The 24,646-nt window shown below is 58.8% G+C and carries 24 protein-coding genes and 5 tRNA genes; all 29 read left to right on the top strand.

What is annotated here, in order from left to right:
* Nucleotides 1-141: 141 nt before the first annotated feature.
* The 29 genes from acpP (at nt 142) to ABC383_RS03155 (ending at nt 24,633) form a co-directional block, all read left to right on the top strand.
* A complete protein-coding gene (acpP, locus tag ABC383_RS03015; protein WP_194713752.1) occupies nt 142-381 on the top strand; it encodes an acyl carrier protein in 240 nt (79 codons plus the stop codon).
* A 33-nt stretch (nt 382-414) separates the two neighbouring features.
* Nucleotides 415-1,662 (top strand): beta-ketoacyl-ACP synthase II, encoded by a 1,248-nt coding sequence (gene fabF, locus ABC383_RS03020; RefSeq protein ID WP_413011858.1) that lies wholly within the window; start codon nt 415-417, stop codon nt 1,660-1,662.
* Nucleotides 1,663-1,707: 45 nt separating this feature from the next.
* Nucleotides 1,708-2,211 (top strand): hypothetical protein, encoded by a 504-nt coding sequence (locus ABC383_RS03025; protein ID WP_413011860.1) that lies wholly within the window; start codon nt 1,708-1,710, stop codon nt 2,209-2,211.
* 84 nt (nt 2,212-2,295) lie between these two features.
* Complete coding sequence (rpoE, locus tag ABC383_RS03030; RefSeq protein ID WP_194713749.1) at nt 2,296-2,898, top strand: RNA polymerase sigma factor RpoE; 603 nt, start codon at nt 2,296-2,298, stop codon at nt 2,896-2,898.
* Between the two features lie 61 nt (nt 2,899-2,959).
* A complete protein-coding gene (locus ABC383_RS03035) occupies nt 2,960-3,529 on the top strand; it encodes a sigma-E factor negative regulatory protein (RefSeq protein ID WP_413011862.1) in 570 nt (189 codons plus the stop codon).
* A 5-nt stretch (nt 3,530-3,534) separates the two neighbouring features.
* Nucleotides 3,535-4,542: a MucB/RseB C-terminal domain-containing protein gene (locus ABC383_RS03040; protein ID WP_413011863.1), complete on the top strand. Its 1,008-nt coding sequence runs from the start codon at nt 3,535-3,537 to the stop codon at nt 4,540-4,542.
* A 4-nt stretch (nt 4,543-4,546) separates the two neighbouring features.
* Complete coding sequence (locus ABC383_RS03045; protein WP_413011865.1) at nt 4,547-6,046, top strand: DegQ family serine endoprotease; 1,500 nt, start codon at nt 4,547-4,549, stop codon at nt 6,044-6,046.
* Nucleotides 6,047-6,141: 95 nt separating this feature from the next.
* A complete protein-coding gene (locus ABC383_RS03050) occupies nt 6,142-6,393 on the top strand; it encodes a glutaredoxin family protein (protein ID WP_413011867.1) in 252 nt (83 codons plus the stop codon).
* 132 nt (nt 6,394-6,525) lie between these two features.
* Nucleotides 6,526-8,319: a translation elongation factor 4 gene (gene lepA, locus ABC383_RS03055; protein ID WP_413011869.1), complete on the top strand. Its 1,794-nt coding sequence runs from the start codon at nt 6,526-6,528 to the stop codon at nt 8,317-8,319.
* Nucleotides 8,316-9,227, top strand: coding sequence for a signal peptidase I (gene lepB, locus ABC383_RS03060; RefSeq protein ID WP_413011871.1), 912 nt, complete (start codon nt 8,316-8,318; stop codon nt 9,225-9,227). Before lepA ends, lepB begins: the two co-directional genes overlap by 4 nt.
* Nucleotides 9,228-9,246: 19 nt before the next feature.
* Nucleotides 9,247-9,621: a DUF4845 domain-containing protein gene (locus ABC383_RS03065; protein WP_413011872.1), complete on the top strand. Its 375-nt coding sequence runs from the start codon at nt 9,247-9,249 to the stop codon at nt 9,619-9,621.
* 21 nt (nt 9,622-9,642) lie between these two features.
* Complete coding sequence (gene rnc / locus ABC383_RS03070; protein WP_413016223.1) at nt 9,643-10,533, top strand: ribonuclease III; 891 nt, start codon at nt 9,643-9,645, stop codon at nt 10,531-10,533.
* The gene (gene era, locus ABC383_RS03075) at nt 10,530-11,432 is read left to right on the top strand and encodes a GTPase Era (RefSeq protein WP_413011874.1); all 903 of its coding nucleotides are present in this window, start codon (nt 10,530-10,532) and stop codon (nt 11,430-11,432) included. The genes rnc and era overlap by 4 nt, the downstream gene beginning before the upstream one ends.
* 9 nt (nt 11,433-11,441) lie before the next feature.
* A complete protein-coding gene (gene recO / locus ABC383_RS03080; protein WP_413011876.1) occupies nt 11,442-12,266 on the top strand; it encodes a DNA repair protein RecO in 825 nt (274 codons plus the stop codon).
* 26 nt (nt 12,267-12,292) lie between these two features.
* Nucleotides 12,293-13,054 carry a pyridoxine 5'-phosphate synthase gene (gene pdxJ, locus ABC383_RS03085; protein WP_413011877.1) on the top strand — a complete coding sequence of 254 codons (762 nt, stop codon included), beginning with the start codon at nt 12,293-12,295 and terminating at the stop codon, nt 13,052-13,054.
* Nucleotides 13,051-13,446, top strand: coding sequence for a holo-ACP synthase (acpS, locus tag ABC383_RS03090; protein WP_413011879.1), 396 nt, complete (start codon nt 13,051-13,053; stop codon nt 13,444-13,446). The genes pdxJ and acpS overlap by 4 nt, the downstream gene beginning before the upstream one ends.
* Nucleotides 13,443-14,501 (top strand): beta-N-acetylhexosaminidase, encoded by a 1,059-nt coding sequence (gene nagZ, locus ABC383_RS03095; protein ID WP_413011881.1) that lies wholly within the window; start codon nt 13,443-13,445, stop codon nt 14,499-14,501. The genes acpS and nagZ overlap by 4 nt, the downstream gene beginning before the upstream one ends.
* Before the next feature lie 39 nt (nt 14,502-14,540).
* The gene (gene uvrC, locus ABC383_RS03100; RefSeq protein ID WP_413016225.1) at nt 14,541-16,397 is read left to right on the top strand and encodes an excinuclease ABC subunit UvrC; all 1,857 of its coding nucleotides are present in this window, start codon (nt 14,541-14,543) and stop codon (nt 16,395-16,397) included.
* Between the two features lie 62 nt (nt 16,398-16,459).
* Nucleotides 16,460-17,056, top strand: coding sequence for a CDP-diacylglycerol--glycerol-3-phosphate 3-phosphatidyltransferase (gene pgsA, locus ABC383_RS03105; RefSeq protein ID WP_194713737.1), 597 nt, complete (start codon nt 16,460-16,462; stop codon nt 17,054-17,056).
* A 53-nt stretch (nt 17,057-17,109) separates the two neighbouring features.
* A tRNA-Gly gene (locus ABC383_RS03110) sits at nt 17,110-17,185 on the top strand.
* 137 nt (nt 17,186-17,322) lie between these two features.
* Nucleotides 17,323-17,398: transfer RNA gene (locus tag ABC383_RS03115), tRNA-Gly, on the top strand.
* Nucleotides 17,399-17,469: 71 nt separating this feature from the next.
* A tRNA-Gly gene (locus tag ABC383_RS03120) sits at nt 17,470-17,545 on the top strand.
* 263 nt (nt 17,546-17,808) lie between these two features.
* Nucleotides 17,809-17,882 (top strand) — tRNA-Cys (locus tag ABC383_RS03125).
* A 17-nt stretch (nt 17,883-17,899) separates the two neighbouring features.
* Nucleotides 17,900-17,976: transfer RNA gene (locus tag ABC383_RS03130), tRNA-Val, on the top strand.
* Between the two features lie 313 nt (nt 17,977-18,289).
* Nucleotides 18,290-19,330 (top strand): hypothetical protein, encoded by a 1,041-nt coding sequence (locus ABC383_RS03135; RefSeq protein WP_413011884.1) that lies wholly within the window; start codon nt 18,290-18,292, stop codon nt 19,328-19,330.
* Nucleotides 19,331-19,654: 324 nt separating this feature from the next.
* A complete protein-coding gene (locus tag ABC383_RS03140; protein WP_413016226.1) occupies nt 19,655-20,233 on the top strand; it encodes an XrtA/PEP-CTERM system exopolysaccharide export protein in 579 nt (192 codons plus the stop codon).
* A gap of 353 nt (nt 20,234-20,586) precedes the next feature.
* Nucleotides 20,587-22,101, top strand: a complete 1,515-nt coding sequence (locus tag ABC383_RS03145; protein ID WP_413011886.1) for an XrtA system polysaccharide chain length determinant — start codon at nt 20,587-20,589, stop codon at nt 22,099-22,101.
* Between the two features lie 76 nt (nt 22,102-22,177).
* Complete coding sequence (locus ABC383_RS03150; RefSeq protein WP_413011888.1) at nt 22,178-23,083, top strand: XrtA-associated tyrosine autokinase; 906 nt, start codon at nt 22,178-22,180, stop codon at nt 23,081-23,083.
* Between the two features lie 26 nt (nt 23,084-23,109).
* Nucleotides 23,110-24,633, top strand: a complete 1,524-nt coding sequence (locus ABC383_RS03155) for a TIGR03016 family PEP-CTERM system-associated outer membrane protein (protein WP_413011890.1) — start codon at nt 23,110-23,112, stop codon at nt 24,631-24,633.
* The last annotated feature ends 13 nt before the right edge of the window (nt 24,634-24,646 follow it).

A 24,646-nucleotide genomic window follows, 5' to 3' on the forward strand; every position in this document is an offset into this window, starting at 1 on the left:
CGAGCTGACTGGAGCTTAATCGCAGGATGTTTTGCATGCCGCGGCCGGTACCGCCGAATCGCAGTCCGAAAATCAATTTTTCGCGCGCAAACCTGATAAAATGCGCGCACTTTCTGCAACCCCACCCTTTGGAGGCACAACATGTCCGATATCGAAACACGCGTCAAGAAGATCGTCGCTGAACAACTTGGCGTAGCCGAGGCAGACATCAAGACCGAATCTTCTTTCGTTGACGACCTTGGCGCTGATTCGCTCGATACCGTTGAGCTGGTCATGGCTCTGGAAGACGAATTCGAAATGGAAATTCCTGACGAGCAAGCCGAGAAAATCACCACGGTCCAGCAAGCCATCGACTACGCCAAGGCGAACGTCAAGGCCTGATCGAACCAGTTTGAAAGATTCCAGGAGATACGTTTGAGCCGCTCACAACAGCGCCGCGTCGTTATTACTGGTCTGGGATGCATTTCGCCCGTCGGCAATTCCATCGACGATGCGTGGAGCGCCCTGACTGCCGGCACTTCAGGCATCGCAACCATCACGCGCTTCGATGCATCATCCTTCAGCACACGCTTTGCCGGCGAGGTAAAGGGATTCAAGGTCGACGACTATATTCCTGCCAAGGAAGCGCGTCACATGGATACCTTCATCCACTATGGCATGGCTGCCGGCATGCAGGCCATGCAGGACAGCGGCCTTGAGGTGACCGACGCGAACGCGGATCGCATCGGAGTCATTGTCGGCTCCGGCATAGGCGGCTTGCCGATGATCGAGGAAACCCACGCAGAACTGACTAGCCGCGGTCCACGGCGCATCAGTCCGTTCTTCGTGCCAGCGTCGATCATCAACATGATTTCCGGCCATCTCTCCATCAAGTATGGTTTGAAAGGGCCGAATCTGGCGATCGTTACAGCCTGTACCACAGGTTTGCACTGCATCGGCGCCGCAGGCCGGCTTATCGAGTACGGCGATGCGGACGTGATGATTGCAGGCGGCGCCGAATCCACGATTTCACCGTTGGGGCTGGGTGGCTTTGCTTCCGCGAGAGCCTTGTCGGCCCGGAACGACGATCCACTGACCGCCTCCCGCCCCTGGGATAAGGATCGCGATGGATTCGTGCTGGGCGAAGGCGCAGGCGTGATGGTGCTTGAAGAGTATGAGCACGCCAAAGCCCGTGGAGCGCACATCTATGCCGAATTGCTCGGTTTTGGAATGAGTGCGGATGCATATCACATGACCGCGCCGCTGGAAGATGGTGATGGTGCGCGTCGTTGCATGCTGGCTGCGTTGAAAAACGCGGGCGTCAACGCGGACCAAGTCAATTATGTGAATGCACACGGGACGTCGACGCCGCTGGGAGATGTGGCCGAGACAATCGCTATCAAGCGTGCACTGGGTGATCATGCGAAAAGCGTCGTCGTCAACTCGACCAAATCCATGACGGGCCATTTGCTTGGCGGCGCCGGTGGCCTTGAATCGGTCTTCACGGTGCTCGCCGTGCACAAGCAGCTCTCGCCGCCGACGATCAACATCTTTAATCAGGATCCCGCATGTGATCTCGACTACTGTGCCAACATCGCGCGTGACATGCCGATCAATGTAGCGGTGAAAAATTCGTTTGGTTTTGGCGGCACAAACGGAACACTTGTTTTCGGCAAGATCTGACATCCAGAGCCGCCGCTATCCCATCAAGCGGTTCTGCCAACAACCATGACCATCGCGGTCTCGGTCATGGTTTCTCCCTCTCGCCTGCTTACCGCTGCATCTCGCGGCATGGCTGCGCTCGCCGCCCTGGCGCTTGCCCTGATTCTTTTCGCCAATTCAAATTTAAGCGCGATTTTCCGCTTTCAAATTTCGCTGGTTGCCTCCATCTTGCTGGGATGCGCGATATTTATGCTGCGGCGCCCCGGAAAAACGTTCCATATTGATATTTCCGGCATCGGACAAATCCGGTTGACGCAATATAGCGGGGTGTCCATACCATACAAAAATACAGGCATGCCCTTAGACGGTTCATCCGGCCAACTGGTTCAACTGAGTCCGGATTCTATTCTCTGGCCGCATATGATGTTGTTGCGCCTCAAGACTGCCCAGGGTGGGCTTTTTTCAATCCCTGTTCTGAATGACAGTCTGGCCTCCTCGGATTTTGCGCAGTTGCTGGTTTCGTGCAAATGGATTGCTGCTCAGCCGGCCCTTCGTAAAATAAATGATTAACCCGGGTAGAAAATTGAACTTGTTTAATTTCACTGAGTCAACATATCGTCGCGTACATGTTGCACAATATCAAGGATTTGCGGATTGACGACCGAACGCGACATTGATCAACTGCTAGTTGAGCGCGTGCAGCGCGGCGACAAAAGAGCGTTCGAGCTATTGGTCTCCAAATATCAACGCAAGCTCATGCGGCTGGTGTCGAGGCTGGTGCGCGACCAGGCTGAAGCGGAAGATGTTGTTCAGGAAGCTTTTATTAAAGCTTACCGCGCATTGCCGCAGTTCCGTGGCGATTCCGCGTTTTATACTTGGTTGTATCGAATTGGAATCAATACCGCGAAGAATTATCTTGTTACCCAAGGCAGGCGGGCCCCAACGTCAACTGAAGCCGATGCAGAAGAAGCAGAAACTTTTGACGATGGAGAGCACCTAAGAGACATCAATACTCCTGAGTCGATGCTGGCAACCAAGCAAATCGCCGAAACGGTGAACGTTGCAATGGATGCCTTGCCTGAGGAATTGCGAATGGCGATTACGTTGCGCGAGATTGAAGGATTGAGTTACGACGAAATCGCTGAGGCAATGGGATGCCCAATCGGCACCGTGAGAAGTCGTATTTTTCGCGCCAGGGAAGCAATTGCCGAAAAGCTGCGACCTCTGCTGGGTACCGCACTGGATAAACGCTGGTAAGAATAAACAGAACAATGAGTTGTTTACAAGGGATTGGTTGTCAGTTTTGGTGAGGTTAATTATGGATACGAAAAGCTTGGTGCAGGAACGGATTTCGGTTTTCGCAGATGGCGAGACCAGCGATGAACAACTGGAAATCGCGCTGGCGGACCTGCATCAGCAGGATGGGAAAGAAACCTGGGCCCTCTATCACAGAATAGGCGACATCCTGCGCTCTGATGAAATGGATGTCCCGATGAGCGCGGGATTCTCTGCGCGCATGGCGGCTAGCCTCGCTGCCGAACCCGCCTTACTCGCCCCCAAACGTACAAGCAAACCTGCCCGGACGGGTGCGCGCCGTTTCGCACTGCCTGGCGTCCTCGCCGCGGCGGCTGCCGCAGTGGCATTCGTTGGTACGCCGCAGCTCATCGTCGCGTTCCAGGGGCAACCTGCAGCAGCGCCTGCATTGGCTGTAGTTGCGGACGGTGGGGTGGAACGCACTGCACTGACCGCCGGAGCGCGTCCTGGCCAAGTGCTGCGCGAACAGGGAATTGATGAATACCTGATGGCGCACCAGCGGTTTTCTCCTTCCGTGTACAGCTCTGCTCAATATGCGCGTTCGGCTACGTTCGCAAACGAATCTGGTAAATAATCTTTATGCGGCGAACACTGGCCCTGTTTAAATTTGTTCTAGCTGTCTCCAGTTTTATCGCCTTCAGTTCGCATGCAGAGCCTGCGCCGACGGGTGAATCCCGCGACGCGCAGGCTTTACTGCGCACCATACAGTCGGCAGCACAAAAACTGAATTACTCCGGCACCTTCGTGTACCAGCAAGGTAGCCAGGTGCGTACCTCCCGTATTACCCATCTGGTAGAGGGTAAAAACGAGATCGAGAAACTCGAAGTCCTGGACGGGCAGCCTCGGGAGTACATACGCAGCAATGATGAAATCATCTGCTACGTTCCCGATGCAAAAACCCTGCTTGTCGAGAAACGCGTTGCACCAGATGTCTTTCCGGCGCTGCTTGCGGCCAATGCCGATGCGCTTGCCGACCATTACACAGTCCGCAAGGGCGAGTCGGGCAGGGTGGCCGGCTTTGATTGTCAGTCCGTGATTCTCGAGCCCAAGGATGACCTCCGCTATGGTTACAAGCTGTGGGCCGAAAAATCTACCGGGTTGCTACTGCGGGCGCAGACGATCAACGAAGCTGGTGCAGTCGTGGAACAGATATCCTTTACCCAATTGGCAATCGGCAACGTCGACCGGAACCGGGTAAAGCCAAGCTTCGCCAATACCCGGGGCTGGCGGGTGGAGAATGCAGTCATGAGCCAGGTTGATCTGTCAGGTTGGACCGTGAAGCGGCTGCCGCCTGGATTCCTGAGGACACGCGAACTCAGGCGCATGGTCTCCGACATCCCGGTGCAGCCGGGAATGCCTCCCAGCCAGCGCGAGGTTTCCCAGATCGTCTTCTCTGACGGACTTGCTGCCATCTCGGTATTCATCGAACCCGGAACGCAAAGCCGTACCGAAGGCTCCCTCCAACAAGGAGCGATGAATATTCTTGGCAAGCGGCAAGGCGAATTTTGGCTTACCATTGTTGGCGAAGTGCCATCGAATGCGATCCGTCAAGTAGCGAATTCCATTGAATATAAACCGAGCAAGTAGCCAAATGAAATCAGCGTATCCCGTTAGGCGCCTTTTATCCGTCATGATATTAGGCGCTGTGGGCGCTTTCAGCGCGCCCGTGTCTCCTGTTTTTGCTCAACCTGCAGTCGCAACGCCGTCGGCAGCCTTGCCTGACTTTACGGACCTGGTCGACAAAGTCGGACCCGCCGTGGTCAATATCCGTACTACGGAACGCAGCAAGATGGGCGCCCAGGGAAATGGCGGCCTCCCTCCGGGAATGGATGATCCGGAAATGCAGGAGTTCTTTCGCCGCTTCTTTGGGGTTCCCATCCCGCGGCAGCAACCTGAGGCGCCACGCGGCCGTCGCCAGGCGCCTCAGCAGCAGCAAGAGGAAGAAGTGCCGCGCGGCGTCGGTTCCGGCTTCATCATCTCGCCGGACGGCTATGTTCTGACCAATGCCCACGTCGTCGATGGTGCCGATGAAGTGTATGTGACGCTGACTGACAAGCGCGAGTACAAGGCAAAGATCATCGGTGCGGACAAGCGTACCGACGTGGCGCTGGTAAAGATTGAAGGCAGCAATCTGCCCCGGCTGAACTTTGGCGACTCCAACAAGCTGCGGGTCGGCGAATGGGTGATCGCCATCGGTTCGCCGTTTGGCCTGGACAATACCGTCACCGCCGGCATCATCTCCGCCAAGGCCAGAGACACTGGCGATTATCTGCCGCTGATTCAAACCGACGTTGCCGTCAATCCCGGCAACTCCGGCGGCCCGCTGATCAACATGCGGGGCGAAGTCATTGGCATCAATTCGCAGATCTACAGCCGCTCGGGCGGTTATATGGGCATTTCGTTTGCGGTGCCGATCGATGAAGCCATCCGCGTTTCCGAGCAGTTGAAGACCACGGGACGCGTGACGCGTGGCCGCATAGGCGTGCAGATTGGCGAAGTCACCAAGGATGTGGCCGATTCGCTGGGCTTGCCCAAGGCGAATGGCGCACTGGTGCAGCGGGTCGAACAGGGCGGGCCTGCAGAGAAAGGCGGCATCGAGGCTGGCGATATCATCGTCAAGTTCAATGGCGTGGCCATTGAAAAGTCGAGCGACCTTCCGCGCATGGTCGGCAATACCAAGCCAGGCGCGCGTTCCACCGTGACCGTCTGGCGCAAAGGCGCTGCGCGCGACCTGACGATCAATATCGGTGAGATGGAGCCTGATAACAAGGTGGCCAAGGAAGAGGCAAGAAAGCCCAAGCCCGAACAGGCAGTCAATACCCTCGGACTGGCGGTGACGGACCTGACCGAAGCGCAGAAGCGGGAATTGAAGATTGATGGCGGCGCAGTGATCGAGAACGCGGAAGGTGCGGCGGCGCGTGCAGGCTTGCGTCCCGGCGATATCGTCCTGCGGATCAACAACACTGACGTCAAGGATGGAAAGCAGTTCAACGCGCTGGTTTCCAAGCTCGAGCCCAAGAAAACCGTGCTGCTGCTCGTGCGGCGGGGCGAAGCCTCCCAGTTTGTGACCATCAAGCCGAACGGGCAATAAGCCCGAGCGCAGCAGGCCGCGTCAAGTGCGGCCTGCTGCGGTTTCACGAGCAACCTGCTTCCAAATTTCACCCCCAAGCCTCAGCCCGCCCGCACTTGATCGATTTCATCCTCTACTCACGGTCGTATTGCCATCTATGCGAGGACATGCTCGCAGCGCTGCATGTCCATCCGCAGGCAAGCCGGTTCCGGATAAAGGTGCTTGATGTCGATGAGGATGAGGATCTGGTGCGTCAGTACGATGAACTTGTGCCGGTGCTCGTCGGCATGAAGCCGGACGGTTCCAACGTCAGGATCTGCCATTATTTCCTCGATCAGGAAGCGCTGCACGCTTTCCTGTCACCCTGAGCGCCAAGTTTCCGCATCGTCACTGTGTGAAATCCGGTAAAATGCGCCGCTGAATAACCATACCGTAGCAAGGCGCTCGCCTGGGGAGAGCTTCCCCCTCAGAGCGCCTTTTTTGTAATTGGCATCTTGTTAATGAACAACATACGCAATTTCTCGATCATCGCGCATATCGACCACGGAAAATCCACCCTGGCCGATCGCATCATTCAGCTCTGCGGCGGCTTGTCGGACCGCGAAATGGAAGCGCAAGTCCTGGATTCGATGGATATCGAGCGCGAGCGCGGCATCACCATCAAGGCACAGACGGCGGCGCTGTCGTACAAGGCGCGCGATGGCCAGATCTACAACCTCAACCTGATCGACACGCCGGGGCACGTCGACTTCAGTTATGAAGTCAGCCGTTCGCTGTCTGCCTGCGAGGGCGCGCTGCTGGTCGTGGACGCATCGCAGGGCGTGGAAGCGCAGACGGTGGCAAATTGCTATACGGCGCTGGATCTTGGTGTTGAAGTGGTGCCGGTTCTTAACAAGATCGACCTGCCTTCCGCCGATCCGGATAACGCCAAGGGCGAAATCGAAGAAGTGATCGGGATCGATGCGAGCGACGCCGTGCTGTGCTCCGCCAAAAGCGGGCTGGGCGTCGAGGATGTGCTGGAATCCCTGATCGCCAAGGTGCCGCCACCCAAGGGCGACCCGGATGCGCCGCTTCAGGCGCTGATCGTCGACTCCTGGTTCGACAACTATGTCGGCGTGGTGATGCTGGTCAGGGTAATGAATGGCACCCTGCGTCCCAAGGACAAGATCCTGCTGATGGCGACCGGCGCCCAGCATCTGGTGGAGAGCGTTGGCGTCTTTACGCCCAAATCGGTCGCACGGGAAACCCTGTCGGCCGGCCAGGTGGGCTTCATCATCGCCGGCATCAAGGAATTGAAAGCGGCCAAGGTCGGTGACACCGTGACCCTGGCGTCCAAGCCGGCGCCGGCGCCGTTGCCAGGTTTCAAGGAAGTCCAGCCGCAGGTGTTTGCCGGCCTGTTCCCGGTCGAGGCAAATCAATACGACGCGTTGCGCGACTCCCTCGAGAAACTCAAGCTCAACGATGCCGCGCTGATGTATGAGCCGGAAGTGTCGCAGGCGCTGGGCTTCGGTTTCCGCTGCGGTTTCCTTGGATTGCTGCACATGGAAATCGTGCAGGAACGCCTGGAACGCGAGTTCGACATGGACCTGATCACCACGGCACCTACGGTGGTCTATGAGGTCATCCTGCGTGACGGATCCACGCTGATGGTCGACAATCCGTCCAAGATGCCAGAACCGTCCAAGATCGAGGAGATCAGGGAACCCATCGTCACCGTGAACCTGTACATGCCGCAGGAATATGTCGGTTCGGTGATCACCCTGTGTACGCAGAAGCGGGGCGTGCAGACCAATATGAGCTACCACGGCAAGCAGGTGCAGCTAACCTATGAAATGCCGATGGCGGAGATCGTGCTGGACTTCTTCGACCGCTTGAAATCGACCTCCCGCGGCTATGCCTCGATGGATTACGAATTCAAGGAATATCGCGCATCGGACGTGGTGAAGGTCGACATGCTGATCAACAGCGAGAAGGTGGATGCGCTGGCGATTATCGTGCACCGTGCGAACAGCCAGTACCGTGGCCGTGCCGTCGCGGCGAAAATGCGCGAATTGATACCGCGCCAGATGTTCGACGTGGCGATTCAGGCAGCCATCGGCTCCAACATCATTTCCCGTGAAAACGTGAAGGCCTTGCGCAAGAACGTCCTGGCCAAATGCTATGGCGGCGATATCAGCCGCAAGCGCAAACTGCTCGAAAAGCAAAAGGCCGGCAAGAAACGCATGAAGCAAGTTGGATCAGTGGAAATTCCGCAAGAAGCTTTCCTGGCAATTTTACAAGTGGACGAGAAATGACATTGCAAGCATTGTTGGGAAACTTTGCGCTGATTCTGTTTGTGCTGACGGTGGCGACTGGCATCGTCTGGTTCCTGGATGTGTTTTATCTCTCCAAGCAGCGCCGGGCACGTGCTGACGCCGCGCTGGCCGAATTCGATGCTCGCAATGCGCGACTTGCTGCCGACGGCATGGCGCAGGAAACGCATGGGCGTAGTGCTATCGCCGAGCGTTTGCTGAAGCAGCCGACCTGGGTGGAATACTCCGGCAGCTTTTTTCCGGTAATCGCCCTCGTTTTTATCCTGCGTTCCTTTCTTTTCGAACCGTTCAAGATTCCTTCGAGTTCGATGGTACCGACGCTGCAGATCGGCGACCTGATCCTGGTGAATAAATTCACCTACGGTATCCGGCTGCCGGTGGTGAACAAGAAGATCATCGATATCAACACGCCGCAGCGCGGCGACGTGATGGTCTTCAAATATCCTAAGGACATCTCCCTCGATTACATCAAGAGGGTAGTGGGTGTGCCGGGCGACCGGGTCGAGTACCGGAACAAGAAGCTGAGCATCAATGGGAAAGACGTTTCCTACAAGCAGCTCCCCGACTACCTGGATGAAGAGCACCTGACGTATTCGAAACAGTTTGAAGAAAATCTGACCGGGGTGTCGCACCGCATTCTGAACGACGACAGGGCACCCGCCTATGTGCCGAATCCGGATGCTTTCCCGCGTAAGGAATTGTGCAGCTACAACTCGGAAGGATTCGTGTGCACAGTGCCTGCTGGACATTATTTCATGATGGGCGATAATCGAGACAATAGTCTGGATAGTCGCTACTGGGGTTTCGTGCCGGACGAATACATTGTGGGCAAGGCATTCTTTGTCTGGATGAACCTCGGTAATCTGAAGCGGATAGGCAGTTTTCATTAGGCATGGCGGGAGCGAATCGATGAAAGTGTGGTCAAACAAAAAGCAGTACGGCGTCTCGTTGACCGGCCTGATTTTTTTGCTCGCAGTGCTTGGTTTTATCGGTGTTCTGGCCTTGCGCATCGTGCCATCCGTGACGGAGTACATGGCGGTCAAGAAGGCGATCTCGGCAGCCAAAGTGGCTGGAACGACGCCCCAGGAAATCCGGTCCGCATTCGATCGTCATGCCGAGATCGCTTACATCCGTTCCATCAGCGGCAAAGACCTGGACATCAGCAAGGAAAACGACGTCAGTTTCTCTTATCAGAAAGTGATACATCTGGCCGGTCCGGCGAGCCTGGTGCTGGACTATGAAGGAAGCACTTCATCCAATCCGGCGTCCAGGAAGGCCGAATAGCGGGCACCTCATACCAACATGATGGATTTGACATTACTGCAGAACAGGCTGGGCCACACGTTCAAGGACGCCGCGCTATTGCAGCAGGCACTGACGCATCGCAGCCATAGCAGTCTGCATAATGAGCGGCTTGAATTTCTCGGCGATTCGATACTGAACTGCGTGGTTGCTTCGCTGCTTTTCGAGCGGTACACGAAAATCGACGAAGGAGACTTGTCCCGGCTGCGCGCCAATCTCGTCAAGCAGCAATCCCTGTATGAAATCGCGCAAAAGCTCGAGTTGTCGCATTTTCTGCGCCTGGGCGAAGGCGAACTGAAGTCCGGCGGCTTCAGGCGGCCGTCCATCCTGGCCGATACGCTGGAAGCCCTGTTCGGCGCGGTGTTTCTCGACGCCGGTTTTGAAGCGGCGCGCAAGGTTATACGCACGCTGTATATCTCGATCCTGGATACGGTCGATCCGAAAACATTGGGCAAGGATGCAAAAACCCTGTTGCAGGAATTTCTCCAGGGAAAAAAGATCGCTCTGCCGCAGTACAACGTCGTTGCCACCCACGGCGCGGCGCACAACCAGGAATTCGAGATTGAATGCCTCGTGCCCAAGCTGGACATCCAGGTGTTCGGCACCGGCGGCAGCCGGCGTGCTGGCGAGCAGGCCGCCGCCAAGCTGGCGCTGGAAGCCGTGCAGAAGGCCCTGACGAAATCGCCCGCCGGCACGCGCAAGAGCCGGCCGCGCGCTTCCCAACTGAAGCTGGCCGGCATTGCCACGGTGCAAGCCGAGCTGCCGATCGACGATGCCGTGCCGGAAAGGACGGCACCATCGCACTCCGAAGCCAGCCAGAAGCAAACCGCCCAGCCGGCCGATGAAGCCACACCAGGCCAGCCGCTGGCCCCTACCCATACCAAGACCGCATGACTGACTCTGTTGCAACACCCGCGTTTCGCTGCGGTTACATCGCCATCGTGGGCCGTCCGAATGTCGGCAAATCCACCCTGATGAATGCGCTGATCGGCGCCAAGGTCAGTATCACCTCGCGCAAGGCGCAGACCACGCGCCACCGCATCACCGGGATCCAGACGTCCGAGCGGGCACAGTTCATCTATGTCGACACGCCCGGTTTCCAGACCCGGCATGCCAATGCGCTGAACAAGAAACTCAATCGCACGGTCAGCGACACCCTGACCGCGTCCGATGTGATCCTGTTCGTCGTCGAGGCTGGCACCTGGGGGCAGCCCGACCAGCAGGTGCTGGACCTGATCCCGGCCAATGTGCCGTGCATCCTGGTGATCAACAAGTCGGATTATGTGAAGGACAAGAAGGCGCTGATGCCATTCGCCCAGAAAGTGGCCGGGCTACATCCCTTCGCCGCCGTGGTGCCGGTTTCTGCCAAGCAGCGTTTTCAGCTGCAATACCTGCAGGATGAAATCGAGCAGCGCCTGCCGGAAAATGAGCCGATTTTCGATGCCGATGACATTACCGACCGCAGCGAAAAATTCCTGGCCGCGGAAATCGTGCGCGAAAAGGTGTTCCGCTTCGTCGGCGAGGAACTGCCTTACACCAGCACGGTGCTGATCGAGAAGTTCGAGCAGGAAGGCAATCTGCGCCGCGTGTTTGCCGCCATCCTGGTCGAGCGCGATGGCCACAAGGCGATGCTGATCGGCCAGAAGGGCGCCAGGCTGAAGGAAATCTCCACCCAGTCCCGGCTCGATATGGAAAAACTGTTCGGCGGCCCTGTGTATCTGGAAATCTGGGTCAAGGTCAAATCGGGCTGGGCTGACAACGAAGCCGGCTTGCGGGCTTATGGTTATGAATAGGCCACGGCGATGGATGCGGATCGCCAGCTAGACCAGGATGGGCATATTGCGGGGCGCAAGGCGGCAGCGCCTGCCGTCAAGTCCAGCGCTGCGCCAGCCAGGCGGCAACGTACGCCGGAGCGGGACATGCGGGTGGCCGAGCAGCCGGCCTTCGTGCTGCACAGCTATCCCTACAAGGAAACGAGCCTGATCGTCGATGTGCTGTCGCGCGACTATGGGCGGGTGGCGCTGGTTGCCAAAGGGGCCAAGCGGCCGCATTCCAAGCTGCGCGGCGTGCTGCAAACCTTCCAGCCTCTGTCGGTGGGCTGGAGCGGCAAATCCGAAGTACGCAATCTGACGTCGGCCGAATGGCTGGGCGGCCTGCTGCCGCTGGAGAAGTCCGCCTTGCTATGCGGTTTTTACCTCAATGAACTGCTGGTCAAGCTGCTGGCGCGCGACGACCCGCATCCAGCGCTGTTCGATCACTATGTTGAAGCACTGAACAGGCTGGCGCATGAGGAAGCGGCGCCCATCGTACTGCGGCGCTTCGAACTGGCGCTGCTGCGCGAAACCGGCGTGGCCGGCGATATCGCGGTCGATGCAACGAGTCGCCAGGCGGTCGAGCCGGATCGCTGGTACGTGGTCGATCCCGAGCGCGGCCCGCGGCCCGCTCTGCCTTCCGATACCTGGCCGCGGGTGGCGGGCAAGACGCTGCAGGATATGCAGCGCGGCGACTATGCCGACGCGGCTACCCAGTCGCAAAGCAAGTTCCTGATGCGCTTCCTGCTGGCCCATCACCTGGGCGGCGCGCCGCTCAACACCCGCCAGATCCTGCTCGATCTGATGCAGTTGTAAAACCCTACTTTCAGGATCCGTCTCCCATGAGTTATCTGCAACCGGCCAGTCAGGTCATTGAACTGGGTGTCAATATCGACCACGTCGCCACGGTGCGCAATGCGCGCGGCACGGTGTATCCCGATCCGCTGCGCGCGGCCTTGCTGGCCGAGGAAGCCGGCGCCGACCTGATCACGCTGCATCTGCGCGAAGACCGGCGGCATATCCGCGATGCCGACGTGCAGGCGATTCGCCCACGCCTGGTCACACGGATGAATCTCGAATGCGCGGTGACGCAGGAAATGCTGGATATCGCCTGCGCGATACGGCCGCAGGATGTATGCCTGGTGCCGGAGCGGCGCGAGGAGGTCACAACCGAGGGCGGACTGGACGTGCGCCGCTATTTCCCGGCGGTCCAGGCGGCGGTGCGGCAGCTGCAGGCCGAAGGCATACGCGTAAGCCTGTTCATCGACGCCGACCCGGACCAGATCGCGGCATCTTCGGAAGCGGGTGCCTCGGTCATCGAGCTGCATACCGGCCGTTATGCGGATGCTGAAGGCAACAGCCAGCAACTGGAACTGGAACGCATCCGGGCAGGCGTGGCGCACGGCATCCGTCATGGCCTGAAGGTCAATGCCGGGCACGGCCTGCACTACACCAATGTGCAGGCGATTGCCGCGATTCCCGAGATTGCCGAGTTGAATATCGGCCATGCGATCGTCGCGCAGGCGGTATTCGACGGCTGGCAGAAAGCGGTGCGCGACATGAAAGCCATCATGGTGGCCGCCCGCCGCGGCGTCGCGCCATGATCTACGGCATTGGCACCGACATCATCCAGATCAGCCGGATCGAGGCGGCGCTGGCCCGCAACGGCGACCGTTTTGCGCAGCGCATACTCGGGCCGGAAGAGTACGCCAAGTACCAGCGCCGGCGCGACAAGGTGGCGGTGCGCGGCATCCGTTTCCTGGCAACCCGCTTTGCCGCCAAGGAAGCCTTTTCCAAGGCGATTGGCCTGGGCATGCGCATGCCCATGACCTGGCGCGGCGTGCAATTCCTGAATGCGCCCGGCGGGCGGCCGATCGCCGTCGCCAATGGCGTACTGAAACACTATATGGACGACAATGGCCTGAGCGCGCAGGTCACGCTGACAGACGAGGCCGATTACGCGGTCGCCTTCGTGATCGTGGAGAAAAACGCATGAATGCAGCACATCAATCGCCGGTGGCACGCAACCGGCCCGGACCGGTAATGCTGGATGTAGTGGGGCTCACGCTCACCGAGGACGATGCGCGTCGCATCCGCCATCCGCTGACGGGCGGCGTGATCCTGTTTGCACGCAACTTCACGGACCGTGCACAGTTGTGCTCGCTGACCAGGGCCATCCACGATGTGCGGCCGGGCGTGCTGATTGCCGTCGACCACGAAGGCGGACGGGTGCAGCGCTTCCGCACCGACGGTTTTACCCATCTGCCGCCGATGCGCCTCCTGGGCCAACTCTGGGACGAAGATCCTGAAGCGGCGGCGCGCGCCGCCACCGCGGTCGGCTTCGTGCTTGCTTCGGAGCTTCGGGCCTGCGGCGTCGATCTGTCCTTCACCCCCGTGCTTGACCTCGACTACGGCGGCTCCGGCGTCATCGGCGACCGCGCCCTGCATCATGATCCGCGCGCGGTGGCGCAATTGGCCAAGAGCCTGAACCACGGCCTGGCCCTGGCCGGCATGGCCAATTGCGGCAAGCATTTTCCGGGGCATGGCTATGTCGCCGCAGACTCCCACGTGGCGGTGCCGGTGGATGAACGCAGCCTGGAAGACATCATCGCCAGGGATGCGAAGCCCTACGACTGGCTGGGCATGAGCCTGTCCGCCGTGATGCCGGCCCACGTGATCTATCCGCAGGTCGACAGCCAGCCGGCCGGGTTTTCGCGCCGCTGGCTCACGATATTGCGGGAGCAGATCGGCTTTCAGGGCGTGATCTTCAGCGATGACCTGAGCATGGAGGGCGCCAGCGTCGCCGGCACGGCGACCGACGCGGCCCGGGCAGCCCTGAATGCCGGCTGCGACATGGTCCTGATCTGCAATTCGCCCGACAAGGCCGACCAGCTGCTGGCGCAGCTGCCGGCCGATGCAGGCAGCGCCGAGTCGGCTGCGCGCATCGATGGCTTGCTGGCGCGGGGCGGCGCCCCCACCTGGGACGCATTGCAGCAGGATGCGCGTTATCAGGCCGCGCGCGCACTCGCGCTTTCCCTGCGCGCCATGTAAAGGCGCTGCCCGATTCCGACCTGGATTTGTTGATGAATGATGTCCGACCCGACCACCCCTGATCCACGCACCGTCGTCCTCGATACGGTCAGCAAGCTGCCGCATCTGCCCGGGGTGTACCGCTATTTCGACAGTGACAACAATCTGCTCTATGTCGGCAAGGCGCGCGACCTGAAGAAGCGGGTGTCGAGCTATTTCCAGAAGACCCATTCGAGCCCGCGCACGGCGATGATGGTCGAGCGCATCGCGCGCATGGAAACCACGGTCACCCGCAGCGAGGCGGAAGCGCTGCTGCTGGAAAACAATCTGATCAAGACGCTGCAGCCGCGCTACAACATCCTGTTCCGCGACGACAAGTCCTATCCATACCTGAAACTGACCGGGCAGGACTTTCCCCGCATGGCTTATTACCGTGGCGCGGTGGACAAGAAAAACCAGTACTTCGGGCCGTTCCCGAGCGCCTGGGCGGTGAAGGAGTCGATGCAGATCCTGCAGAAGATATTCCTGCTGCGCACCTGCGAGGATTCGGTCTTCGCGAACCGGACCCGGCCCTGCCTGCTGCACCAGATCCACCGCTGCAGCGGCCCCTGCGTGAACCTGATCAGCAAGGAAGACTATGCGGCCGACGTCGAGAATGCCGCCAACTTCCTGCGCGGCCGTCAGAATGAACTGATGGCCAGCCTCGAGCAGAAGATGCATGCCTATGCCGCCGACCTGCACTTCGAGCAGGCGGCAGCGGTGCGCAACCAGATCAGCGCGCTGTCGCGGGTGCTGCAGAAGCAGACCATGGAGACCGGCAGCGATGCCGACATCGACATCATCGCGGTGCTGGTGCAGGGCGGCCGCGCCTGCGTCAATCTGGCGATGGTGCGCGGCGGCCGGCATCTGGGCGACCGCGCCTATTTCCCGCTGCATCTGGAAAACGGCATGAACGCCAGCGACGAGCCGGTCGAGCAGGAAGTGCTGAAAGCCTTCCTGGCACAGCACTATCTGGACAAGTTCATTCCGGCCACCCTGGTGCTGAACATGGAGCTGAACGAACCCGAACTGATGGTGGCGCTGATGGAGCAATGCGGCCATCGCATCAACCTGGTGTTCCAGCCGCAGGGCCAGCGCCGGCAGTGGCTGGAGATGGCGCAGAAGGGCGCCGAGATCGCGCTGGCCAGGCTGCTGTCCGAGCAGGGCTCGCAGCAGGCGCGCACCCGGGCGCTGGTCGAGGCGCTGGCGCTCGAAAGCGAGGACATCGAAACCCTGCGCATCGAATGCTTCGACATCAGCCACACCCAGGGCGAGGCAACCCAGGCTTCCTGCGTCGTGTTCCATCATCATGCGATGCAGAACGGCGAATACCGCCGCTATAACATCAACGATGTCACGCCCGGCGACGACTATGCGGCGATGCGCCAGGTGCTGATGCGCCGCTATGAAAAGGTGGCCAATGGCGACGGCGTGATGCCCGACATCGTGCTGGTTGACGGCGGCAAGGGACAGGTCGAGATGGCGCGCCAGGTGTTCGAGGAACTCGGCCTGGACATCAGCCAGATTGTCGGCGTGGCAAAGGGGGAGGGCAGGAAGGTCGGCCTGGAAACGCTGATCTTTGCCGACGGCCGCGCACCCCAGGAACTGGGGCGCGACTCGGCGGCGCTGATGCTGATCGCCCAGATTCGCGACGAGGCGCATCGTTTCGCTATCACGGGCATGCGCGCCAAGCGGGCCAAGGCGCGCCAGACCTCGCGGTTGGAGGAAATCGAGGGCATAGGCGCCAAGCGCAGGCAGAAATTGCTGGCACGCTTCGGTGGCCTGCGCGGCGTAATGGCCGCCAGCGTCGAGGACCTGGCATCCGTCGACGGCATTTCGCGTCAGCTTGCGGAAGACATTTACCGGCAACTCCATTAAATTACGGCCTGCGCCGCCACCGCGTCCGCGCGCCGCCAACCTTTTACAACAAGAACTGACTTATGCCGCTGAATATTCCGATTCTGCTCACCTGGCTGCGCGTCGCCATGATTCCCTTGATCGTTGGCGTGTTTTACCTGCCAGACAGCTGGATCTCGCTCTTCGACAAGGGCGTGGCGTCCACCGCCATCTTCATCGCCGCCGCCGTCACCGACTGGTTCGACGGCTACCTGGCGCGGCGCTGGAATGAAACCTCGGCTTTCGGCGCCTTTCTCGATCCGGTTGCCGACAAGCTGATGGTGGCCGGCGCCTTGCTGCTGCTGGTGCAGCTGGGCCGCGCCGATTCCATCTTGGCCTTCATCATCATCGGCCGCGAAATTGCCATCTCCGCCTTGCGCGAATGGATGGCGCAGATCGGCGCATCCAAATCGGTAGCGGTCAGTTCGATCGGCAAGATCAAGACGACGGCGCAGATGATGGCCATTCCGATGCTGTTGTACTACGGTGAGCTGTTCGGCGCGATCGACACCGGTTTCTGGGGCCAGATCCTGCTGGTGATCGCCGCGCTGCTGACCGTCTGGTCGATGTTCTATTACCTGCGCAAGGCGTGGCCGCTGATACAGGCGACCGAGCGGGCCCAGTCGTCCGGAATAAAATGATGCGTGCTTGACACACAAGTTCAAATCTCTATAATGCTGGCTTCTCCAGTGACGCGGGAGTAGCTCAGTTGGTAGAGCGCAACCTTGCCAAGGTTGAGGTCGAGAGTTCGAGACTCTTCTCCCGCTCCAAAGTATCGTTGGAAAGAGGCCTGTCCGGCTTCTTTTTTTACCGGAAAAAGCTGGAAGCAAGTGGATCCAAAGAAATTTTTTGAAGATTCCTACTTGCAAAATTTACTGAATCGTCTATAGTGGCGGCTCGAAAAAACGCGGGAGTAGCTCAGTTGGTAGAGCGCAACCTTGCCAAGGTTGAGGTCGAGAGTTCGAGACTCTTCTCCCGCTCCAGAATAAATCTGGGGCCGTGTTTGATGAAGTGGTTCCGGAAATGCAGGGCAGTGTGTTGTAGTAGGTGAAATGCGGGAGTAGCTCAGTTGGTAGAGCGCAACCTTGCCAAGGTTGAGGTCGAGAGTTCGAGACTCTTCTCCCGCTCCAGATTCGAAAAGGAAGTCCGCGAGGACTTCCTTTTTTGTTTCCGGCGGGCGGCTAACATGAGTCGGTTGATGTACATCCGGCAAATATTCAGGCGTTTTTCTTGCCTGAATAAAAATGTCTGGCTGGGCTGTACGTCTGTCGATAAATGCGTATAATCACGCCCGTCGACGTGCTGGAACGAAATGCACGGTGATGAAAGCAGTAGTCCGGTGCATGCATGCATGTGCTGGAACGTAGTAAGGCAGTACAGTCATTGAGTCAATGGCGGGGTAGCAAAGTGGTTATGCAGCGGCCTGCAAAGCCGTGTACGCCGGTTCGATCCCGACCCCCGCCTCCATCCTCTCTTGACGCTTCAGGCGCGTAGCTCAGCTGGTTAGAGCACTACCTTCACATGGTAGGGGTCATTGGTTCGAATCCACTCGCGCCTACCAGAATAGCGGCAGCAAGTCTGCCTGGAAAAGCCGACCATCACTGGTCGGCTTTTTTGTTTGCCTTCGGTTTTCCTTTTCTTTCTTTCCGTTTCTTTTCATCACGCATTTGCGTTTCGACAATGTTTTTGTGTGGGTTTCCGCACATACAAATGTTGTCGAAGAGTCTATTGTTTGTCCTCAAGCCTGTATCAAAAAATCTGTACATACTGAACCCGCGCTGAGCACTGACAGAGCGATCCCTGGAGCGCGCTGGCATGCGGGGAGGCGATTCGAGCATGAAATCGCAGACACTTTTTCGGAAAAAGAGACAACCATGAAACTAAAATTATTGACCATATCGTTCCTGGGCGCATCGCTTGTTGCTTGCGGCGGCGGCGGCGGTGGCGGAGGCGGCGGCACTACCCTTGATACGAGCGTGGCATACCAGCTCACCGCTCGGATCAATGGCGTTGATGTCCCGAACTTTGTCGTCAAGCCAGGCGAGAGCAAGGTTCTGGGCATTACCACTGGACAGGACGTGGAAATCATCGCCAACGCGCCGTCCACCATACTCACGACCGATAACGGCGCCGCCAGTGCGGCAGAATTGGCCAATACAAGCACGAACTACCGTGCCCGTTTCACGACGACCCAGCACACGATTGCAAAGCGCGTCTTTGCGCAATCGACCAATCCGCTCAATACGGCGGGCGTCGTCATCACGGTCAGCAGCAGCGATTCCAGCTTCAATGCAGTCACCCCGAAAGTGGGCGATCGCTTCACCTATGCCGAGACCGACAAGACATTGGCCGGAACTACCGTGCCGTTCCCTCTGTCCACGCACATCGTTACCGCGCTGACCGCGGCTGGATGGGATGAGGACTTTGCCAATCCGGGCAATGTCGTGATGTCGAAAGTTAACTTCAATAAGGATGGCAATCGTATTGGCTACCAGGCAACAGCCAACGATCCGAACGGCTGCAAGAACGCGCTGTTCAACCCGGAAGAGAAACTGCTCGCATTCCCATTGGTCCAGGGCAAGACTTATGGCAGCAGCTGGACAACCTCCTGCGCGCCGGACAGCCAGCTGGAAACGCTCAGCGCCGTCGTCGGACCTTATGAGCAGGTGACTACTGCCGGTGGCGTGTTCAGGGCATTCAGCATCGAGACCAGGACTGTCGTAACCAACAGCACGGATCTGCGGTTGCCGGGCAGGGGTTATCAGCAAACCGTCACGGTCTGGTTTGATCCAATTCTCGGCCGCAACGTGAAATACCGTGGCGTGCGTTCGTATCCAGGTGGCGAGCCGACGACCGATAGGGACAAGTTCCTGACCGAGACAAATATTGACCTGACGAATGTAGTCAAGAACTAAACCTGCGCCGCTTCTTTGCTCCTGAACTTTTGTGGACGAAAAAGCGCAGATGCAGTGCTGGGCCTGTATGCATACGGAGCCCAGCTTTGATCGTCCTCAGAAAGTGGCCGAAAATACAAAATTACTCTATGCCAATTTTTTTGTTTATGGCATGCTAACCGCGCGTAACAGAACGGCAAGTTTCGTTTCTCTTCACAGCCATCACCAGATTTCCTGCCGCATCCGCCCGGAGCGCATTTACCCATAAAGCAAGGAGAAGACCAATTGAAGTTTAATCAAGCCCATCTCATCAGGCGGACCACCAGCGTTGCATTGATCGGCGCAATGCTGGCACTAACCGGCTGCGTCACCACGCCCGATTATCCATCGCTGTCTGCCGACCGTACCGAGGCGCCCAAGCATGAATACCTGATCGGTCCGGGCGATACGGTCAATATCACCGTCTGGCGCAATCCGGAAGTATCGCTGAGCGTGCCGGTTCGTCCGGATGGCAAGATCACCACGCCTCTGGTGCAGGACATGAATGCCAGCGGCAAGACCGCGACCCAGCTCGCCCGTGACATGGAAAAGTCGCTGGAAAAATACATCCAGCAGCCCATCGTCACCGTGATCGTGACCGGATTCGTTGGTCCCTACAGCGAGCAGATCCGCGTGATCGGCCAGGCAGCCAAGCCCCAGGCTCTTCCGTACCGTGAAAACATGTCTTTGATGGATGTGCTGATTGCAGTAGGCGGCGTCACTGAGTTTGCTTCCGGAAACCGTGCAGTTATCGTGCGCAATGTGGATGGTAAGCAACAAACCTATTCGGTTCGCCTGAATGATCTGATCAAGCGCGGCGACCTGTCGGCAAATGCGGCAATGCGTCCGGGAGACATCCTGGTCATACCGGAAAGCTTTTTCTGACGAGAGTCGCAGCAGGCATGAAGGGCTGCATTCCGGAGTCGCCGCGCAGCCGCGGAACACGACTAAGGTCAAGGCAGCCCTTCCTGTAAGGAAATAAACTCCGTATGCAGCAGGAAAAATTGCTTAAAATAAATTGTTACGGATTGATTCAGCGTCCCCGATCGTTTTTTAAATGGCCATAATGTTGCGGCGCAAATTGTTTAAATAACAGAGTTTGTTAAGTCGCGACCTTGTAGGCAAACGTATAATTTCACCCGTTGTTCCGGTTTTTCATCATCCGCAATGATCGTGCGGCAATGCAACATGAAATTCACGAGGACGTCGGTTAGCGGCAGATAGATGGAGAGGTAGAAATGGAAGAAACGATCAACCAGGTGCTCTTCCTGTTAAAGGGCGTATGGAAATATCGGTGGCATGCTGTGATCGTCGCCTGGGCAATTGCAATCGCCGGCTGGGTGCGCGTATATACGCTGCCCGACGATTACCAGGCGTCGGCCCGTGTCTTCGTGGATACCCAGAGCATCCTGAAGCCGCTGATGGCCGGCATGACCACCTTGCCCAATGTCGAGCAACAGGTTTCCATCATGAGTCGTACCCTGCTCAGCCGTCCCAATGTGGAAAAGGTTATGCGCATGGTGGACCTCGACATCCGGGCCAAGACGCCCAAGGAAAAAGAGGAACTACTCAACGACCTGATGAAGCAGATCAGGATCGTCGGCACCGGCCGCGACGACATCTACACGCTCTCCTACAGCGATGAAAACCCGCGCGTGGCCAAGGACGTGGTGCAGGCCTTGCTGACGATCTTCGTCGAGGGCAGCTTTGGCGACAAGAAGAACGATTCCGACAAGGCGATCCAGTTCCTGGATGAGCAGATCAAGAATTATGAAACCAAGCTGGTGGCCGCAGAGAATGCGCTGAAGGACTTCAAGATCAAGCACAGCGGTTCGCTGCCCCAGGGCGGCGACTATGGCACCCAGGTGCAGGCCGCCAGCGATGCGCTGAACCAGGCCAGGCTCGACCTGCGCGAGGCGGAACAGGCGCGCAATGCGATCCAGACCCAGATCTATGGCAACGGCACCGGACCGAACGGCGCGGTGGCAGTCAACCCTGAACTGGATGCGCGCATCCTGACGCTGCAGAAGAACCTCGATACGATGCGCATGCAGTTCACCGAGCAGCATCCGGACATCATATCGACCAAGCGGCTGATCAAGCAGCTGGAAACCCAGAAGGCAGAAGAGGCCAAGACCGCCAAGCCGGGCGGCGACCGCGGCGCGAGCTACAGCCCGATGCTGCAGCAGCTCAATGTTTCGCTGTCCACCGCCGAGGCGCGGGTGGCATCGATGCGCGCCAGGGTGGATGAATACACCACACGCTACGACCGCCTGAAGGCGCAGAGCGTCAACGGTCCGGAACTTGAAACCCAGCTGGCACAGCTGAACCGCGACTACCAGGTCAACAAGGAGAATTACTCCCAGCTGGTGGCTCGCCGCGAGTCGGCAAGACTGTCCGGCGACCTGTCCAATACCACCGACATGGTGAAGTTCCGCGTCGTTGATCCGCCAACCGTGCCGCTGACGCCTGCCGGCCCAAATCGCCTGCGACTGGCTTCCCTGGTATTCGTCGGCGCCCTGATTGCCGGCATCGCAATTGCACTGCTGATGAGCCAGCTGCGTCCGACTTACCTCAGCCAGCATGGACTGCGCGAATCGACCGGCCTGCCTATCCTGGGCTCGGTCTCGATGAACTGGACCGACCATGAGAGGGCGAAGCGCAAGCGCAGTTTCTACGCGTTCGGCGCCTCCCTGGCGGTGCTGATCACGCTGTATGCAGGCGTGATGGCGCGCATGCTGCTAACGACGTGATGACGACATTGGCGCGGCGCGAGTCGCCGCTGCAACAGCTTCGGATGCATTGCATTGAATACGATTGGGAGAAAGCGTGAGCATTATTGAAAAGGCCGCTGGCCGGCTTGACCGCAACAAGGTGGACAAGCCACTCGTACATGATATCGACAACCCGCTGGCGCGCGACTTCGGCCATCATGACCCCGTGATGGAGGCGGCGGTCGCCTACGCGCCGCAGCACGAGCCCATGCCAGACATGCGGCAGCCGAGCGGCCAGCCGAGCCGGCGCGTCGAGATCAACCTGGAGCAACTGCACCGGCTGGGCATGGTGACGCCGGAAGGCGGACGCACGCCTGTGGCCGAGGAGTTCCGGATGATCAAGCGTCCCCTGATCAAGCACGCGTTGTCCAAGGGCGGCGGCGTGGAGCGCCACAACAACCTGATCATGGTGACGAGCGCGTTGCCGGGCGAGGGCAAGACCTTCTGCGCCATCAACCTGGCGATGAGCATCGCGATGGAAATGGACCATACGGTGCTGCTGGTCGACGCCGATGTGGCGCGTCCGTCGGTGCCGCGCTACCTCGGCATCGAAGCCACCGAAGGCCTGATGGATGTGCTGCTCAACGACAAGCTCGACCTGTCGGACGTGATGCTGCGCACCAATGTCGATACGCTGCGCATCCTGCCGGCAGGACAGCCGCACAAGAATTCCACCGAGCTGCTGGCCAGCCTGTCGATGAGCAACCTGCTTGATGATATCGCGCGCCGCTACCCGGACCGTATCGTGATTTTCGATTCGCCGCCCTTGCTGATGACGACCGAGGCCAAGGTGCTGGCCAGCCACATGGGACAGATCGTGATGGTGGTCGAGGCCGAAACCACGACGCAGCATGCGGTCAAGGACGCGCTGCGACAGCTCGGCAGCGACAACAATGTCAGCCTGGTCTACAACAAGACCAAGGCCTTCTCCGGCAACAGCTATGGGTATGGATATAACTGATGGCGCGTCACACTTGCAAAGAATTCGTGCGTCGTCCCGCAGCGCTGGCCGCACTGGCCGTGCTGGGTATGCAGGCAGCGCCCGCGCTGGCTGCTGACTGGCGTTTTACCCCGACGCTGACGCTGCGCGAAACCTATAGCGACAACATCCGGTTGGCGCCGACGGGCAATGAGCAATCGTCATTCGTGACCGAAGTCATGCCGGGCTTTGCCGTGAACGGCCTTGGCCGCCGTTCCCAGTTTCAGGCCACCTATCAGGCGCGTGGCGTTACCTACAGCAACGATGTCGGCAGCAGCAATCTGCAGAACTATCTGAATGCCCGAGGCACCGCGCAACTGGTCGACGACCTGCTGTTCATCGATGGCACGGCCAACATCACCAATCTCAGCACCTCGCCGTACGGACCGCAGGCAATCAACAGCAGCTATGCGATCAACAACCGCAGCGAAGTGCGCACCTATTCGATCAGTCCCTATGTCCGCCAACGCTATGGTTCCGTGGCGCAGGCGGAAGCGCGCTATACCCACCAGGGTCTGAGCAGCGACACCCCCGGCTTTTCCAACTACAACAGCGACCTTCTCAATCTTTTCGTCAACAGCGGCGAGGCATTCCGCCTTGTGAGCTGGGATGTGACGGCATCGCGCCGCCATAGCAGCTACAGTTCGCTCAATTCGGTCGACAACGATTATCTCAATGGCGTATTGCGCTACAAGCTGACCGATCAGCTCAGCCTGACTGGCTCGGCGGGCTATGAGCGCTATACCTACCAGAGCATCAACGACGGTCCCAGGGGTGCATCGTGGAGTGTCGGCTTCGACTGGAGGCCGTCGTCACGCACCAGCCTGGCCGCCACCGCCGGCCGCCGCTTCTTTGGCGATACGTACAGCCTGAACGGCATTCACCGCAGCCGCTATACGACCTGGAACGTCAGCTACAACGAAGACATCACCACCACCCAGCAGCAGCTGGTCGATTCCGGATCGATCAGCACCACCGCTTTCCTTGACCAGGTGTTTTCTGCGACCATCGCCGACCCGACGGCGCGCGCGCAGGCGGTAGAGGCATTCATCCGCGCCACCAATCTGCCTGCAACCCTGGCCAACCCAAATGCCGGCTTGTCCAACCGCTTCTTCTTGCAGAAGCGGTTGCAGGGCTCGGTGGCGCTCAACACCGGCAAGTCCACGGTGCTGGTGTCGGTGTATAACACCCTGCGCCGTCCGCAGACGGGCGTGTCCGACAACGTCGGCCTGCTTACCGCCAGCAACCAGCTATTCATCGACGAATCGCGCCAGCGCGGCGTGAGCGGCCTGTGGAATCTGCGGCTGACGCCATCGACCTCGATGAACCTGAATGCGCGTTATTACCGCACCACCTCGCTGCTGAGCAACCGCACCGACGACAACACGCTCGTCACGCTGGGCCTGTCGCATCAGCTGTCGCCAAAAACCACCGGCACGGTCGAGTTGCGCCGCTACCAGGGCTCCTACAGCCAGACAGGAACCGATTTCCGCGAGAACGCGATTTCGGCTTACTTGACCATGCGGTTATAGCGGAGAAACTACA

This window comes from Noviherbaspirillum phoenicis, from assembly GCF_047237965.1.
GTDB lineage: Bacteria > Pseudomonadota > Gammaproteobacteria > Burkholderiales > Burkholderiaceae_D > Noviherbaspirillum_A.

Excerpts from the sequence above, each read along its gene's own strand:
- acpP (WP_194713752.1), top strand. The coding sequence starts at position 142 with ATGTCCGATATCGAAACACGCGTCAAGAAGATCGTCGCTGAACAACTT.
- ABC383_RS03025 (WP_413011860.1), top strand. The coding sequence starts at position 1,708 with ATGACCATCGCGGTCTCGGTCATGGTTTCTCCCTCTCGCCTGCTTACC.
- ABC383_RS03035 (WP_413011862.1), top strand. The coding sequence starts at position 2,960 with ATGGATACGAAAAGCTTGGTGCAGGAACGGATTTCGGTTTTCGCAGAT.
- ABC383_RS03040 (WP_413011863.1), top strand. The coding sequence starts at position 3,535 with ATGCGGCGAACACTGGCCCTGTTTAAATTTGTTCTAGCTGTCTCCAGT.
- ABC383_RS03045 (WP_413011865.1), top strand. The coding sequence starts at position 4,547 with ATGAAATCAGCGTATCCCGTTAGGCGCCTTTTATCCGTCATGATATTA.
- lepA (WP_413011869.1), top strand. The coding sequence starts at position 6,526 with ATGAACAACATACGCAATTTCTCGATCATCGCGCATATCGACCACGGA.
- lepB (WP_413011871.1), top strand. The coding sequence starts at position 8,316 with ATGACATTGCAAGCATTGTTGGGAAACTTTGCGCTGATTCTGTTTGTG.
- ABC383_RS03065 (WP_413011872.1), top strand. The coding sequence starts at position 9,247 with ATGAAAGTGTGGTCAAACAAAAAGCAGTACGGCGTCTCGTTGACCGGC.
- rnc (WP_413016223.1), top strand. The coding sequence starts at position 9,643 with ATGGATTTGACATTACTGCAGAACAGGCTGGGCCACACGTTCAAGGAC.
- era (WP_413011874.1), top strand. The coding sequence starts at position 10,530 with ATGACTGACTCTGTTGCAACACCCGCGTTTCGCTGCGGTTACATCGCC.
- recO (WP_413011876.1), top strand. The coding sequence starts at position 11,442 with ATGGATGCGGATCGCCAGCTAGACCAGGATGGGCATATTGCGGGGCGC.
- pdxJ (WP_413011877.1), top strand. The coding sequence starts at position 12,293 with ATGAGTTATCTGCAACCGGCCAGTCAGGTCATTGAACTGGGTGTCAAT.
- acpS (WP_413011879.1), top strand. The coding sequence starts at position 13,051 with ATGATCTACGGCATTGGCACCGACATCATCCAGATCAGCCGGATCGAG.
- nagZ (WP_413011881.1), top strand. The coding sequence starts at position 13,443 with ATGAATGCAGCACATCAATCGCCGGTGGCACGCAACCGGCCCGGACCG.
- uvrC (WP_413016225.1), top strand. The coding sequence starts at position 14,541 with ATGTCCGACCCGACCACCCCTGATCCACGCACCGTCGTCCTCGATACG.
- pgsA (WP_194713737.1), top strand. The coding sequence starts at position 16,460 with ATGCCGCTGAATATTCCGATTCTGCTCACCTGGCTGCGCGTCGCCATG.
- ABC383_RS03135 (WP_413011884.1), top strand. The coding sequence starts at position 18,290 with ATGAAACTAAAATTATTGACCATATCGTTCCTGGGCGCATCGCTTGTT.
- ABC383_RS03140 (WP_413016226.1), top strand. The coding sequence starts at position 19,655 with ATGCTGGCACTAACCGGCTGCGTCACCACGCCCGATTATCCATCGCTG.
- ABC383_RS03145 (WP_413011886.1), top strand. The coding sequence starts at position 20,587 with ATGGAAGAAACGATCAACCAGGTGCTCTTCCTGTTAAAGGGCGTATGG.